Origin of the sequence: Sorangium sp. So ce124 (assembly GCF_051525235.1) — a bacterium.
Classification (GTDB): Bacteria; Myxococcota_A; Polyangia; order Polyangiales; family Polyangiaceae; genus Sorangium; species Sorangium atrum.
In genome coordinates this window covers 13767830-13782578 of record NZ_CP150312.1, presented here as the reverse complement: position 1 = coordinate 13782578, position 14749 = coordinate 13767830, and the positions used below count along the sequence as shown (strand labels likewise).

Here is a 14749-nt window from a genome sequence, read left to right as displayed (position 1 = left end):
CGGTTTGCTGTGCGAGCACGCTCGGGCTCGGGGTCGCATCCGGTGGATGCGGGAACCCGACCACGTACCTGTGCCCGTGGGATGAGAACCAAGGACCCAAGGGAACGCCTTGTGAGGTGCTCGAGCCCCCGGATGCCGGCGGAGCTGGCGGGTGCGGCGGTGCCGGCGATGGCGGCGATGACTGCGCGGCCGAGGACGACACGGACGTCGCCATCGCGTCCGATTTCGGCGATCTGATCCCGGCGGCAGAGGTCTGCGCAGGGCAGTGCGTACCGAAGGAGCCCCTCGGGTGGTCCCAGCCCGCACTGCTCTGGATCGGCTCCCCCGATGGCGTGCCGAGCTGCCCTGCGACCGCGCCGATCATCGGCTACGAGGGCTACGCGGATTTCGCGGCTCCAGCCCCGCACCAGTGCCCCGCCTGCACGTGCGACCCGCCCGAGGCGACGTGCGAGGTGCCGACGGAATGGCGGGCCTACGCCAGCTTCCCGTGTGGCGGCCCCGAGGCTCCCGCAACCTCGTTCGCTGCCCCGGATGGGTGGGACGGGGCCTGCACCTCGGTGAATTCCGTCGAGGCAGGGCGGACCTGCGATGGCGTCCCGTGCGTGCAGTCGCTCGCGATCCAGGCGCCTCGCGTCGTCTCCGCAGGTTGCGCACCGAGGATCGCGGAGGCACCGGAGAACCCCGACGAGCCCGCAACGGCGGGGAGCTTCGCGATCGTCGCCCGGGCGTGTACCGGAAACGCGTCCCCCCCATGCGCGGATCCAGGCATGACCTGCACGCCGGCACCACCGATCGGCGACGCCGCGCCACCGGAGGGGTTTCTCACGTGCATCCACCACGAAGGAGAGCAGGACTGCCCCGCCACGTACCCGGACCGGCACGTCTTCTACGCCGGTGTGGAGGACACGCGCGGCTGCGCTCCGTGCGGCTGCACCGAGCCCGCCGGAGCGACCTGCAGCGTGCTGGCCTCCGCGTTCAGCGACGCAGGGTGTTCGCAGCTCGTCGCGGGTCAGGTGATCACCTCCGATGCCCCCGACTGCGGTACCGTCGCTTCCGGGACAGCGCTCGGGAGCAAGTCGGTGCGCGTCGTCAGCCTCGATCCCGGACGATGCGAAGCGTTCGGCGGCGAGCCGGTGGGCAGCATCGCGCCGACCGCGGCGGCGACGTTCTGCTGTCATCGCACCAGCTCTGTACCGGCCTGAGCCGACGGCTCGTTCCGGGCGCAACAGCGGCCTCTCCAAGGGGCGGCAGGCCGCGAGGGGCGCACCCACGACCCCCCGCGCACTGCACGCGCTCGCAACCGCCTCATGGGAATAGCTTCCGCAGGCCCGTCCGATGCTTCGCGAACCGCACAAGGTTCAGAAGAAAGCGACCAGGCGGAGAGCCACCGCCTCCGAGACGGGCGCAGCGGACCACCCTTCTCCATGGAGCGGTCGAGCGTGCGGCCGAACTGTGCTGAGCGAGAGGTCGCCGGTGAGCTGCCCGGCGACGCGGGCCGAAAGTGGCACCTCCAGCCCCGCACGAAGCCCGAGCGCTGCGTAGGGCAGCGCGTCCTCAATGCCGGTGCTGTCCCTGACGTGCCACACCCCGCCTGCCGTGGCGACGGCGCAGCCGAAGAACCAATCCGCGTGACCGCAGGGAACGAGCGAGCCGCTCAGCACCGACACGCTGATGGTCCAGCCGCGGTAGGGCTCGGCGTCGATCGGAAGATCCCCGCGGGCCTCCAGCGAGAGCGAGAACCTCTCCCAGCGGGCACCGGCGAACCCCGAGAACCCGACCGCCCCCCGGCGCCGACGGCGGCGGCGACCCTGACGGCGTCGGGTTGGGAGCGCTCCGCGGCGCAGGCCCTGGTGGCAGAAACGGGCGCATGAAGGCGCTGAGGGAGACGCCGATGTCCTCCACGAGCACGCCACAGATCGGGCTCGAGAGCCCCTGGCGCCCGAGCGCCCGGCCGTCGCGGTCGTGAAGCGCGATCTCTCCCTGGAACGCCGTCCCCTTGCGCCGGATAACCACCTCGATGAGCCACGCGCCGTCGCTCACGAACGGGTCGACCCCGCCGAGCTGGCTCGCGACGATCTGCCGGAGGCTCGGCTCCTCGGGGCACCCCTCGGTGCCAGGCCCCCGCGAGTAGGACAGGCGCGCGCCGCGCGGCGGAACCTGCGCGAGCGCCACGGGCGCCGCCAGGAAGAGCGCTGCGGCGAGCGACAACGCGGCGCGAATCATCCTCCGGATCCGGCCGCGGGCGAGGAGCGAGCCGGACATGAGCGGATCTCCCTCAGCGGTCATCCGACGTCGTCCGTCGTCATCCGTACGATTTCCGGAAAGGTCTCCCGGCTTGTTGCGAAATCGTGCGCCGGCACCGAAAAAGAATGCACGAGGTTTAGCGCGACATTTCTCCCGAACCTGGAGAGATGTCACCTGGAATTGGGACCGGAGCGGCGTTGCGAGGTGACCGGCGAACGGCGCCGTCCTCGCGCCATGGTGGGATGGCCGGTCGCATGCCGGCCGGCGTGCGAGGAGCAGCGCTATCCGATCGGCTCAGGCTCGACGTCGGCCTTCTTCCTGGCGCTGGCGGCACGGGCCCGCTGGTCGGCGCGCCGCTCTTCCTCCGCCGCGTCCTCGTAAGGCGAGAGCAGCCGATCACGGAGTAGCGCGTGCGTCTCGTCCTTGTCGTCGTCGTACTCGGCATGGGCCTGGACCAGGAGCGTGCCGTAAGCCTCGTGCCACGCCTCGACCGCCTTGACGGCCGGATCTGCGGCCTTCGCCTCGGTGACGCCGAGCTTCTTGCCGTACAGCTCCGTCCAGCGCTGGAGGCGGCCTGTCTCAGCCGAGAGCCCGAGACGCTCGACCGCCGCCTTCACGTCCTTGCTCTCGAGCGCCTTGATCATCGCGCTCATGCGCACCCACTGCTGGGAATAGACGAGGCGGATGAAGTCGGTGCCCGACGACAGCACCTCCGAGCGCACCAGCAGCGCATCGCGACGGCGCGCCGCCTCGTCCTCCGTGAGCGGGAGGATGTCGTCGTGATCGAACGCGCGCTCGATGCTGGCGAGCTGGCTGCTGAACGCTCCGATGCACCGGTCGGTGCCGCGATCGATCTCCACCATCGTGGCGTCGATGCTCCCGAGCGCCTCGAGGGCCTCGGTGGACGCAATGACGGACTGGACCGCTGCGTCGACCTTGGGAGACAGCTTGATCTTCTTCGACTTCAGGGCCTCCCGGTGAGCGGCGAGCTTCGTACCTGCAACAATGCACCCGCTCGGCGTGAGCCGGCGGGCGAGAAATGCGGCTTTTCCCATCAGACCTGGCTATCGGGCGCGAGATGACCCAGCAAGGCGGCAGCACGTAGTCGACGCACCGCAGCACACCGGCGGCGTCCCCCCACGCACCGCCGCACGCCGGCTGGCGTCCCCCCACGCCCCGCAGCATGCCGGCCGGCGTCCCCCCACGCCCCGCAGCATGCCGGCCGGCGTCCCCCCACGCCCCGCAGCATGCCGGCCGGCGTCCCCCCACGCCCCGCGATCCGGTCCCCGCTCGAGGTCCGCCCCGCTGGCGTTACGGCCTCTCCTGTGCGACGTGAGCCCACGTCCTGTGGGCGCACACGGCGCGCGCGACACGCGACGCACGCTGTGATTCCCATCAAAAGCGATAGACGCCCTCGACGGCTATGCTGATGGAGATCCCGGACCAGGCGATGCCTGGGATATACGCCGTATGTACGGTGCCTCTGCCGCCAAGCCGGCTTTCCAGTGCCGGGACCAGCATCGCGCCCAGATGCACGGCCGGCGCCAGGCCGTGCTCCCGCTGGCACCACGTGTCGGCGCAGAGCGGCACGGCGAACACGTCGATGCTCGGACCGAGCTCCAGCGTGAGCTCGCGGTGGTGGATCCCGAGCACGGCGGCGTTCACGTCGATGACGCCGATCCAGCGCAAATCCTTCAAATTGAAGAAAGAGACCGCATCGCGGTAATGAAGGCTGCCCCATTCGGCGAACCGCCAGCCGAGCGCTACGCTGGGCTGCAGGGTCATCCCTCCCGTGGCGCGACGCTCGCCCAGCGACGTGAGGCCCACGCCGAGGCCCGCCTCCAGCTCGAACTCGCCCGCGCGGGCGACTCCGGGGAGCAAGGTGACGGCGACGGCGGCAACGACCCGGCACCGCGAGAGGCCGTCGCTCAGAAGTCGCCTCCGCCCGGCGGTGGGAGCGGCGGAGGGAGGTCGCTCGCCATCGGAGGAGCGTCGTCGCAACCATCGATGTCGTTCGGACAGCTGCGCACCGGCGTCGGTGGCGGCGACCTGAGCGGGGTGCCGTGGCAGCGCACTTCGTCGACATGGAAGCTCATCTTGAGCAGCACGCGATCCGCCGCCGACAATTTGTCGCTCAATTTGCCGAGAAGCCATTTGGGAAAGTAATACTCGCTGTTGCTGATGCAACGCGCCACGACCTCGGCCCAATCGACGCCATCTACTTTGAAGGCTCCCAGCACTTCCCGAGAAGTCCACCGATCAACACGCTCGTACTCCGTCCACGTTCCGCTCCCAGGGGGCTCTTCGAGGTTTCCGGTGCACCGAACCTCGACCACATCAGCGTCCGGATCGAGGGATTCGAGCCACGCTCGGACCCGACCAGATGCATCATCATCGGGAACAGAGCAGCCCAACAAAGCCAACAGGAACAACAACACGCATCGTCGCATCACGCACCTCCGATACCGCATGCGCGCCTTGCCTGCGGATTCGCCGCCAGACTGGATGGGTTCACTTTACGTGGATGAGCCGGTCGAGACCGAGCGTTCGGGCACGCTCGCGAGGGAGGGCTCATGAGTCGTCTTCGGTCGGGACGGGGGGTAAGCCGAGCTCTACCCTGATCGCGTCCCTGGCGTCACGAAGCTCGCGGGTGATCTCATTCTCCGGTTCCGCATCCCTCAACCTCTCCAACGTCGCCTCCAACTCGTCTGGAAATTTCTCGTCCTCGAACGTCTTTCCGCCTTCCGTCATCCGCAGAATCGTTTCCCACTTGGCCTGGCGCCACCGCTTCTGGGCTATCGACAAGTCGTAGACGGTCCTCGCGCGTTCGTAACGCAGAACCACCTGTTCGCTCACGCCAAACTCCTCGGCGAGAGCGCGCCGCTCCTCCGCCGACAAGCCACCAGAGTGCGTCTTGCGGGCTATGCGCCAGATAAGAAGGATGTCTTTCGTCCATTCAACGTTCATACCCGTAGCCCGGCCCACGCCTTGCGACCAGCGAGAGGATGCCGGTCACCGCAGAGGAGCATCGTTGCAGTCCTCGACGCCGTCCGGACAGTGGCCCGCCGGCGCCGGTGGCGGAGACATGAACCGTTTGTCGTCGCAGCGCACCCCCTCGACCCAGACCCTCATCTTGAAGGCGAGAACCTTCACCCCCCTGATCTGCTCGCTGATGGTGCTGGACAGCCGACCGGCGAGGTCGTTTCGGGCTGCTTCGCGGCGTGCGGCGCGGCGACGCGCCGCGATCTCCTCGTGGTCGACGACCTTGCCATTGATGACGACCACCGATTCACGAGCGAACCATCGATCGAGTTGCTCGGTCTCCTCCCATGTCCCGCTCTCGGGTACCCCCTCGATCTCCCCTGCGTACGGGGCCTCGATCACCCCGGCATCTGGACCGACCGACTCGGGCCACGCTTGCCTTCGAACGGACGCACCGTCCTCGGGGAGAACGCACACCAGCAGAGCGAGCGGCAACAACGAGACGTATCGTCGCATCACGCACCTCCGGCGCCAGAGACGCGCCAGATCGTCCACATCCCTGTCGACCCCGCTGAAGCCGGCCGGCGCAACCGCACACGCGCCCCTGTGGAGGCCGAGCAATCCGGCAGCCTCGGCGCGCCCAGGATCCGTCCTTGTGACATCAGGTGCTGCATCGGGCGCTCCTGCTCGTGGACGGCCTGCAGGTCGGTCCACCGGTGAGCGTCGCACGCGCTGCGTTCGCGACCAGGCGGGTCGCTGACCTCCACGCCATCGCGCCGGTTGGGCGCAGGAAGGCTGCCCGCCGCTTTGGTGCGTCGATGGCGAAAAACGCGGGGCCGAGCATCCGGCGCACCGATACAATCGCGTCCCCCACCGCACGAGACGACGGTACCTGTAGCGATCGCTCGGCGTCAACCTGGGTCAGGCACGGACCGGTGGCGTGGTGAACGGTTCAGACCGGGAGCCTGGGTTGCACCCGGACGGAAGGGGAGCCTGGGTTGCGTACGTCGTAGAGGACCCACGACGGAAGAGCGCTGCACACGATCTTATGAATCGTGCAAGCTTCGGTCCGTCGAGCGGCTCATGATTGAGGAATCAGGGAGGTAGCGCGTAATAAGCAACGCGAACGCGGTTCCCTTTCCGCTTGATGCTCAGGACGCGTATAATGGCTCGCCGCGCCACGCTTCATCGCGCAGCAAACCGCCTTCTTTTACCTACGCGCCGCGCCGCGAGGCCATCACGGTCTCGTCATCGCGCACCATGCACTCTCGTGGAGCGGGCCGCGTTTCGCCGTTCTGACAAGGCGTTCCTTCACGTGAAGCCGTGGGGTTGGACGGTGTGCCGCGGCGATGCCCGCCTGTGTCGCAGATGGACGTGCCGCCCCGTCCCGCCGGCGGCGAGGCGGCGCCCTCGGCCACGGCGCCGGGGGTCAGCCCCGTCCACCGCTTGAACGCGCGGTGGAAGGCGCTCGGGCTCGAATAGCCGAGCTCGTGAGACACGACCTTGGGCTGGACGGCGCCCAGCGCCCGCCGCGCCCGCTCCAGCCGCAGCTCCTGCAAGAGCTCGCGGTGGCTGACGTGCGCCGCGGCCAGGCGGCGCTGCAGCGTCCGCGCGCTCATCCCGAAGCGCTCGCCGATGCGCGCCAGGCCGGGGTCACCCGCGTCGAGCGCCAGCGCCAGGGCGTGCCGGAAGGCAGAGACGAACTCGGTGTCATGCGTGATGCGCTCGCGGACGTCGAGGAGAGAGAGCGCCTCCTCCGCCTGCACGACAAGGATGCTCATGAGCCGCGGATCCCGGCTGGCGATCGGCGCTTCAGCGATGGCGCGATCGAAGACGATCTCGTCAAAGCGGCCTCCGAAATGCACCGGGACGCCGAGGACCTCTTCATACGCGCTCGCCGCGGCCAGGGGCGCGTGCGCGAAATGGATCCGGCGCGGCGCGTGGGCCGGACCGAACAGCGCCCGGGAGCGCGCGACGATCAGCCCGAGCAGCAGCTCCGAGAGCGAGGGGACGCCGCCGGGAGCGTCGTGACGGAATCGGAAGCTCTTCCCGTCGGATTCGGTCCAGACGCGACCGGCATCGGCGAGCAGCGGCAGATACCGCGTCAGGTGCGCGAACGCCTCCGCGCCGGTCGTGCTCGCCACCGTGAGGTAATCCAGGATGTCGAGGCTCCCCAGGGGGAGCTGCCGGGCAGCGCGGAGGCTCAGGAGAGGACCAGCCGCCCGGTGGTCGGTGAGCGCGCTCCACACGCGGCGGACCATGGCGATGGATACGCGAGCGCCCCGCTTCTCCAGAAGACCGCTGGGGAGGGCCATCGCGCGCCGAACCTCCTCGGCCTCGAGCCCGTCTCGTGCTGCCGCTGTCACCAGAGCCCGCAGGAGCTCCGTGGATCCCGAACCTTGAGCCGGCACGATCGCTCATTATGTGGGCGTGTCGCGAAATGTAAACCGTCGCCAGCGACGCGATCCCGGGGTGCTGCGCCTGCAACGACGACGCAGATTGCGGTTGCGGCAGCGGCCTCCGCTCCAGGAAGGGAGCGCGAGATCGAAGCAGCGTGGGTGCAATTTTGCGATATCGCAACACGATGACGCATTCTGTACATCGCCTGTCGCGAAGTGGAACTCGAGCCCTCGCGAGCGCGTGCTACAGCTTGTCGTAGCACCGTCTCGGCCGAAAACGCTCGCCGCGAGCAGGATGCCTGGATAGGTCCGTTCACCGCAGCAGTCCGGCGGCGAGCGGCGCCTGTTGCCTGCTGAGCGCTCGGCGGAGCCGTGTGGAATCGCGCGGACGCCCCGGCGCGCCGAGCGCACCGCGGCGATGGCGCCGGGCGGCGCTGCAATCACGAACCCTTCGAGGAGATCCGAATGAAGAAGAAGCTTGCTCTTGCCCTGTCCATGCTGATCGCGACGCTCTCCGCAGCTTGCGGCTCGGGCGACGCCACGGAGACGGAGGTCGACGCGCCCGCGCCGCAGGCCGAGGCGACTTCGGCCGTCACGCCCGACCTCTTGCTGCGGACGGTGGAGAACATCGGCGCCGAGCTGGAGGCGCGGCAGGCCTCCGGGACGCTCTCGGCCGAATGGGCCGAGGCCTGGTCCAAAGCGCAGGCCATGCGGCAGCAGAGCCCGATCCAGAACTTGATCGAGCTCCTCCAGGAGGGTGCCTCTTCCGGAGACCTGCTCGCTGTCGGGTCGGACGCGATCGAGCTCTTCTTCCAGTCCTACGATCCCGTCCTGTTCGAGATGGAGCGCCAGCACGCGGACGGGACCCTCGACGCAAGGCTCACGGAGCTGCGCGCGAGCTGGCTCTCGGTCGCGGAGAAGGTCGTCGAGTCCGGCGACTCGTCCCAGAGGGCGTCGACGTACTGCTGCCGCGCCAGCGTCTCCTTCTCGGACAACTGGAGTTGCTACCAGTTCAACACGATCGGGATCTGGGCGGCCGCGAAGTGTTCGGCGTTCTTCGCCGGGGTGCCGGTCGTGGACGGCATCCGCCTGTCGAAGGCGTCCTGCTCCAGCATCCAGGAGTGCCAGTAACCGATCCCGAGGGCGCGGCGAGCCGGGCACCCGAGCCCGGCTCGCCGTGAGCCCGGAGCCTTCGTGACATGCGCTCACGCCTCGTCGCTCTCGCCTGCGCGGCCCTCGGCGGCCTCGGGGGGTGCTCGGACGTCCTGCCCGGCGACCCCGTGGAGGAGCAGTCTTTCGCGATCAAGGACGGGAGACCGGCGACCCCAGACGCCCTCTTCGGCGCGGTCGCCGTGCTGGACAGCGAGGGTGTCCAGGAGTGCTCGGGCGTCCTCATCTCACCGAGCTGCGTTGTCACCGCGGCCCACTGCGTCGTGCTCCAGGACGAGGTCACCGGGGAGCTCCTTGCCGAGCTCGGGCCAGCGAACCTGCGGGTGGCGGCGGGCGCGCTCGACGTGACGGACGCGCCGCCCGAGCAGACCTTCCGTATCCGAAAGGTCGTCCGGCACCAGGGCTTCCCGGCGCCTGGCACGATCGGCGCGAGGGAACTCGCCCGGGCGGAGGACATCGCGCTCTTGCTGCTGGAGACCCCCGTGCAGACGATGCCCCCGGTTCCGCTGGTCCCGCCCGAGGCGCTGGACGACCTGCTGGACGAAGGCGCACAGGTCGTGATCGCCGGCTACGGCGCCCGGGGCGAGCCTGGCGAGCCCTCCGGCGCGCTGTACGTCGGCGAGACGCCCTTCCAGCAGCGGAACGCGACCGAGTTCTCGGCCGGCGCGCCCGGGTCGCCGGACAGCTGCCCTGGTGATTCGGGCGGGCCTGCGTGCCTGATGATCGCTGGAGAGCCGCACCTGCTCGGCATCAGCGTCCGGGCGCTCGGCTCGCCCGCCGGCGCCGAGTGCGGAGACGGCGGGATCTATACGCTCGCGCCCGCATACGGCCGCTGGATAGCGGAGAACGCCGACGGAGAGGCGCCCGTAACGGGCGACGGCGAAGCGCCGGCGGCGGGCCTCGAGGGAGCCCCGCCGGGCGGGTGCGCCGTTGGCCGCACCGGGCGCTCCATGGACCACCAGAGAGGCGTCGGAGCGAACGTCGCCTTGATGGCGGGCGCCATCGCGATGCTCGTGCGACGATCCAGGGCACGCCGGTGAGATGTAGTTGGGCTTTCTATGACCAGCGCGATCAGGGGGTGCAGCTCGGGTTCGCGGGGGAGGTCGGCGACTGGCGTGAGGTTCGCCAGCGTTGCGGAGAGCCCCATGGTTGCTCGAAAGAGCGAATGCGCACCTATCCGCAGGGTTGGCGGGTGATGGATGCGCCGTTATCGTTCCGCGCATGAAACCTGGGCGCGCAAGCCGGACCGCGGAGCTCGTGTGCATGGGACGTGCAGCGGCGCACGGCGCGACGACGGTGACGCGGTTCTCCGATCCGACCGCGATGGCGCTCCTGCCCGAAGAGGCGCGAGCCCGCGTCGAGCGCTTCCGTGCAGGCGTCGCGCCGAAGGGGCTACGCGGGCGCCTCGGCCGCTTGTACCTCGAGCGCCAGTCGAAGGTGATGGTCGCGCGCACGGTCGCGATCGACGACGCCATCCGAGGGGCCACGTCACCGCAGCTCGTCATCCTCGGCGCCGGCCTCGACGGCCGCGCGTGGCGCATGCCCGAGCTGCGCGACGTCGTCGTCTTCGAGGTCGATCACCCGGACTCGCAGCGCGACAAGCGCTCGCGCGTCGGGGCGCTCTCCCCGTGCGCGCGGGACATCCGCTGGGTACCCGTCGACTTCGAGCGCGACGCCCTCGACGGCGCGCTCGCGAAGGCGGGCCACGATCCCGCGCGCCCGACCACCTGGATCTGGGAGGGCGTGGTCATGTACCTGACCCCGGCTGACGTCGAGGCGACGCTCGCCGCCCTCGCGCAGCGATCGGCCGCGGGCAGCCGCCTCGTCATCCTCTATCACAGCCCCGCGCTCATGCTCCGCGTGGTCGGCCTGCTCGTGCGCCGGCTCGGGGAGCCGCTGCGCTCCGCGTTCACCGCCGACGCGATGCGCGCGCTCCTCGCCAGGCACGGCTTCGGCGTCACCGCGGACGAGGACGTCCACGGCATCGGCGCCGCGCTGTCTCCCGACGTCGGCCGCGCGACGAAGGTGGCGAATCATCTGCGCATCGTGACGGCGGATCGCCTTTCCTGAAGCGGAGAGCGCGCGACGCGGCCCGACAGCGACCGCGCTCCACTTCCGGAGCCGGGAGGCAGCGCCCTACCTGCCCACGTTCCCATGAACGAGCCGCCATGACGCTCGCGCTCCCGCCCCTCCGGTTCGCCGCGCCACACTTCATCGCGCAGCGAACCGGCTTCCGTTACCTACGCGCAGAAGCTCAGAACGTCGCGAAATACGCCCAGGGCTCGTTACCGGCGCTGGCCTGCATGCAGTAGCCGCCGTTTCGCGTGGCCGGCAAAGTGACGTTGGCGCCGTTGCAGGTCACGAGCACGTTGTTGATGCGGAAGGTCCGCCCCGCGGCGAAGTTGCCGCAGTTGAGCCCTTGCAGGCTCGCGAGGGTCTCGTGGCAGGTGGCCGCAGTGCCGAGGTTGCCCGACTGGTAGCTCTGGGTCGAGAACACGACCGGGCTCGAGCAAAGGCCGCTGCAAGGAGCGCTGCCGCCGGAGCCGCCGCACACGTTCGGAGTGCCGCCGCCGCCGCAGGTCTCGGGAGCCGTGCAGCTACCGCACGAGCTCACGGTGCGCGGCGCGCCGCAGTTGTCGACGTCGTTCACGCTGCCGCAGCTGGCGCCGAGCCGCGCGCACAGCTGCGCGTCGCTCTCCGGAGTGCAGGTTCCGCCCGTCACGTCGAAGACGAGCTCGGCCGTATCGAAGAGGCCATCCTGATCCGTGACCCGCACGACGGCCGTACTCAGCCCGGCGGAGGGGGGCGTGCCGCTCAGCGTGCCGTCGCTCGCCACCGTGAGCCAGCTCGCGCCGCTCTGCTTGGAGAACGTCAGCGTATCGCCGAGGTCCGGATCGGCAGCCGTCCCCGCGAGCGTCTGCCCGGACAGCGCCACATTGAGCGTCGCGCTCCGCGCGATCGGATCGCGCGTGAAGCCGGGCGCGCGATTGCCGAGGTAGAGCGCCGAGACGCCGGGGAACTCCGTCTGCGCCCTGGCGAACTCGAGCTCGAGCTGCGGGGTCCAGCGGAAGGCGAGCCGGGCCTCGTCCTCGAGATCCACCCCCGCGGCGCCCGCGCAGAAGTGGATGAACTCGCCGACGTTGAGCGGGCGCTTGCCGTACGTGCTGTTGATCGTGGGCAGGTGCTCGGCGAGGAGCTGGAAGAACCTGGCCAGGAACCGGCTGCCCTTGTGGTCCGCGTCCGTGTTGCCGAACTGGCCAGTATAGAGCGGATAGTACCAGTCGCGGAACCAGTGATTGCCGAATGCGTCGGTATGGGGCACGTTCTCGTCGTAGATCGCCGACGCGAGGTTCGGGGAGAGCGTGGTCAGGTGCAGGAACACGTCGTAAGCGAAGATCTCGACCCACCTGCTGTCACCCCAGGCGCTATAGCCGGGCGAGCCCGCGGTGCCGTTGTTGTTGCTCTCGACGATGTGCCCCATCTCGTGGATCAGCGACCTCAGGACCCAGTCGTAGTCCGGCACCGACCAGTCGCTGCTCACGGTGAAGATCATGTTTTGATAGGGGTCGTCCGAGGCGTACACGTTCCCCCCGGCGTTGTAGGCCAGGCCGGGGATCTCACCCGGAACGTTGTCCTGGTTTCCGATCAAGTAAAGTCTCGGGGTGACCAAGCTGCCGTAGGTGTCCTTCACGTACGCCCAGGCTTCGCTGATGATCGGGTTCACCCAGGTGACGCCGGACGGGTTCGGGACGTACTCGTCGAAGTACGTGGCGATGTGCGCGTCCGAGTAGGTGAGGGTTACCGTGCGGTTGTGGCCGCCGAACCAGCCGCCTTCCACGAACGACGTCGGCAGTGTGTCGTCGGTGGTGGTCGCGCTCACGGGTCCGGCCGCGATCGAGCTGCCCGCCGCATTCACCGCGCTCACGCGAAAATAGTAGGTCTGGTTCGGCGCCAGCGCCGTGGCGCGGAATTCGGCGCTGCCGGCGCCGGTGGTCCCGACCACGAGACCGGAGGTGAAGCTCGAGTTCGTGGCTCGCTCCACGCGGTACGACGTTTCGGGGTTGAGCTGCCCGGCGTTGTCCGTCCAGGTGAGGCGGATCTGATTGTCCGACAGGACCTGCGCGTTCAGATTGCTCGGCGCGGCCGGCGCGGCGAGCGAGGCGCTGCTCGTGCCGAAGAGCCGCCACTCCGCGAGCTGCGTGTCAGGGGAGCCGTGGTTGGCCAGGATGTGCAGGCGATAGCGGCTGAACTCCAGGCGCTCGGGGTTGCAGGAGTACGTGCGCGTGCTGTGGCGGTTCGTGAACGACTGGTTGCTTCGCGTGTCGAGCACGGTCCAGCTCGTGCCATCGTTCGAACCTTCGAGCGTCCAGCCCTTCGGATCGCGGTCCGGAGCATCGTTGGCGGACGTCAGACTGTAGCTTCGGACCACGGAGCTCGGCGTCTCGAGCCGGATCCAGGTGCTGGAGCTCGGCTCCAAGTACTTCGAGAACGGATTGTTGTCCGTGACCTTCGTGACATCCTCTTCGGGCGTATGGTTTCCAGGGTACTGCTCGACAGGCTCGGACGAGGAGAGCGCGGTGATGTCCTGTAGAGCGGCGACTCCAGCGGTCGTGGCGCGCGCGGAGACCTCGGACGGGAACCCGCGCAGCGCGCCGTTGACCGCCTGCACCTGGTAGAGATAGCTCGTGCCGGGAGCCAGGTTCGTGTCGGTGTAGCTGGTAGAGCTCGTGAAGAACTCCGTGGTGCCGCTGCCGTCGTCGTTCACGCGCTGGACGTAGTAACCGGTGGCGTTCGCGGCGGGCGTCCAGGTCAGCGTGACGGCGTTGGAGTCCACGCTCGGCGCGCCGAGCGCCGGAGTGCCTGGCATGGTGCCCGCCGCCACCGAGCCGCCGACGCGCAGCTCGGCAAGCTGCAGCTCGTCGCCGTGCGCTTCGCCGTCGCCGCGGTTCTGAGTGACGTTCAAGCGATAGTAGAGGTACGCATTCGAGTTCGAGAAAGTGAAGGGCCGGGTCTGATGCCGCGAGGTGAAGGACTCGTTCGTTCTCGTGTCGAGCACGTGCCAGGTCAGGCCGTCGTAAGAGCCCTCGAAGGTCCAGTCGCGCGGATCGCGGTTCGGGGCGTCGTTGGCCGAGGTGATGTCGTACGAAACGATGATCGACGGAGCCTGCATCCGGTACTGGATCCACTCCGTGCGGTGGGGCATGAAGAGCTTGGTATAGATGTCGCCGTCATGAACCTTGTCGATGCCCTCGACACCCGGGGGATTTCCCCGCATGTCGCTGACGTCGGCCGTGGACGTCGGGGTCAGATCCGTGCCAGTGAGGGCCGCTTGCTGCGACACGGTCGCCTCGACGGAGTCGGGCGAATCGAAAGAGACGCAGGCGGGCAGGCAGAAAAGCGGGAGCCAGAGATGCACGCGGGTAAGATGCTGACGCATTGCCACTTGACCTCGTGAAGGATGAAGCAAATTGGATCTGGAAACGACGCAAACGAAGGAGCACCGTTTCGAAAAATAAAAAGCAAAACAATTTGATAATGTCAAGGCCAAATCATCACGCCTGCTTCAGATAACTGATGATTGCTTATGCAATCTGCTGCCTCCTGGAACGGCGACATCATATCAACGATTAATTTACACATCAAAGGAGCCGCCTTCACACCACTGCCAGCCTGCAGGGCCGCGAGCCCCGGCGTCGCGATGGAGCCCAGGGTGATCAGGTCGCTCGCAAGGCGTTCATGTCGCCCGTCGACCCCGCCTTGCTCGAGCGCACTGCGAGGCGAGCTGTACGGATCACCGGTCACCTTGACCTCGATGGGTTTCGAGAGGAGCTCTCCCAGGCGTATCGAGAGCTCCGTCGGCTCTCGCGGCTTAGGATCCAGGTGTTCCTGACCCACGGTCCAGCCGCAGGCCCACAATCGCGGATCGCGATCTGCCATCGGTGCACCTCGCCCCT

At 68.6% G+C, this 14749-nt stretch carries 12 protein-coding genes; 4 read left to right on the top strand and 8 right to left on the bottom strand.

Going from position 1 to position 14749, the window contains the following annotated elements; translation table 11 throughout:
• Positions 1 to 116 precede the first annotated feature (116 nt).
• Entirely contained in the window at positions 117 to 1202 is a 1086-nt protein-coding gene (locus WMF19_RS51720; protein ID WP_437897097.1) for a hypothetical protein, read from the top strand.
• A 1323-nt stretch (positions 1203 to 2525) separates the two neighbouring features.
• On the opposite strand, the gene WMF19_RS51715 is transcribed toward WMF19_RS51720, so the two are convergent.
• The 6 genes from WMF19_RS51715 to WMF19_RS51690 form a co-directional block, all read right to left on the bottom strand.
• Complete coding sequence (locus WMF19_RS51715) at positions 2526 to 3299, bottom strand: phosphoenolpyruvate--protein phosphotransferase (protein WP_437897096.1); 774 nt, start codon at positions 3297 to 3299, stop codon at positions 2526 to 2528.
• Between the two features lie 340 nt (positions 3300 to 3639).
• Positions 3640 to 4125 (bottom strand): hypothetical protein, encoded by a 486-nt coding sequence (locus WMF19_RS51710; RefSeq protein ID WP_437897095.1) that lies wholly within the window; start codon positions 4123 to 4125, stop codon positions 3640 to 3642.
• Between the two features lie 47 nt (positions 4126 to 4172).
• Positions 4173 to 4682, bottom strand: a complete 510-nt coding sequence (locus WMF19_RS51705) for a hypothetical protein (RefSeq protein ID WP_437897094.1) — start codon at positions 4680 to 4682, stop codon at positions 4173 to 4175.
• Positions 4683 to 4815: 133 nt separating this feature from the next.
• Positions 4816 to 5100, bottom strand: coding sequence for a hypothetical protein (locus tag WMF19_RS51700; RefSeq protein WP_437897093.1), 285 nt, complete (start codon positions 5098 to 5100; stop codon positions 4816 to 4818).
• Between the two features lie 156 nt (positions 5101 to 5256).
• On the bottom strand, positions 5257 to 5742 hold the full coding sequence (locus tag WMF19_RS51695) for a hypothetical protein (protein ID WP_437897092.1): 486 nt from the start codon (positions 5740 to 5742) through the stop codon (positions 5257 to 5259).
• A 698-nt stretch (positions 5743 to 6440) separates the two neighbouring features.
• A complete protein-coding gene (locus WMF19_RS51690; RefSeq protein WP_437901774.1) occupies positions 6441 to 7592 on the bottom strand; it encodes an AraC family transcriptional regulator ligand-binding domain-containing protein in 1152 nt (383 codons plus the stop codon).
• Between the two features lie 498 nt (positions 7593 to 8090).
• Between WMF19_RS51690 and WMF19_RS51685 the strand changes: the two genes are divergently transcribed.
• The 3 genes from WMF19_RS51685 to WMF19_RS51675 all read left to right on the top strand — a co-directional run bounded on the left by WMF19_RS51685 (position 8091) and on the right by WMF19_RS51675 (position 10865).
• On the top strand, positions 8091 to 8756 hold the full coding sequence (locus tag WMF19_RS51685) for a hypothetical protein (RefSeq protein ID WP_437897091.1): 666 nt from the start codon (positions 8091 to 8093) through the stop codon (positions 8754 to 8756).
• 68 nt (positions 8757 to 8824) lie between these two features.
• Complete coding sequence (locus WMF19_RS51680; protein WP_437897090.1) at positions 8825 to 9835, top strand: S1 family peptidase; 1011 nt, start codon at positions 8825 to 8827, stop codon at positions 9833 to 9835.
• A gap of 181 nt (positions 9836 to 10016) precedes the next feature.
• On the top strand, positions 10017 to 10865 hold the full coding sequence (locus tag WMF19_RS51675) for a class I SAM-dependent methyltransferase (protein ID WP_437897089.1): 849 nt from the start codon (positions 10017 to 10019) through the stop codon (positions 10863 to 10865).
• A 184-nt stretch (positions 10866 to 11049) separates the two neighbouring features.
• On the opposite strand, the gene WMF19_RS51670 is transcribed toward WMF19_RS51675, so the two are convergent.
• Both WMF19_RS51670 and WMF19_RS51665 read right to left on the bottom strand, forming a co-directional pair.
• A complete protein-coding gene (locus WMF19_RS51670) occupies positions 11050 to 14136 on the bottom strand; it encodes a fibronectin type III domain-containing protein (protein WP_437897088.1) in 3087 nt (1028 codons plus the stop codon).
• Between the two features lie 197 nt (positions 14137 to 14333).
• The gene (locus WMF19_RS51665) at positions 14334 to 14732 is read right to left on the bottom strand and encodes a hypothetical protein (RefSeq protein WP_437897087.1); all 399 of its coding nucleotides are present in this window, start codon (positions 14730 to 14732) and stop codon (positions 14334 to 14336) included.
• Between the last annotated feature and the right edge of the window lie 17 nt (positions 14733 to 14749).

What these genes read in the sequence shown, in the direction of transcription:
- WMF19_RS51715 (WP_437897096.1), bottom strand. Translation starts at nt 3,299, where the DNA reads ATGGGAAAAGCCGCATTTCTCGCCCGCCGGCTCACGCCGAGCGGGTGC.
- WMF19_RS51680 (WP_437897090.1), top strand. Translation starts at nt 8,825, where the DNA reads ATGCGCTCACGCCTCGTCGCTCTCGCCTGCGCGGCCCTCGGCGGCCTC.
- WMF19_RS51675 (WP_437897089.1), top strand. Translation starts at nt 10,017, where the DNA reads ATGAAACCTGGGCGCGCAAGCCGGACCGCGGAGCTCGTGTGCATGGGA.
- WMF19_RS51685 (WP_437897091.1), top strand. Translation starts at nt 8,091, where the DNA reads ATGAAGAAGAAGCTTGCTCTTGCCCTGTCCATGCTGATCGCGACGCTC.
- WMF19_RS51665 (WP_437897087.1), bottom strand. Translation starts at nt 14,732, where the DNA reads ATGGCAGATCGCGATCCGCGATTGTGGGCCTGCGGCTGGACCGTGGGT.
- WMF19_RS51695 (WP_437897092.1), bottom strand. Translation starts at nt 5,742, where the DNA reads ATGCGACGATACGTCTCGTTGTTGCCGCTCGCTCTGCTGGTGTGCGTT.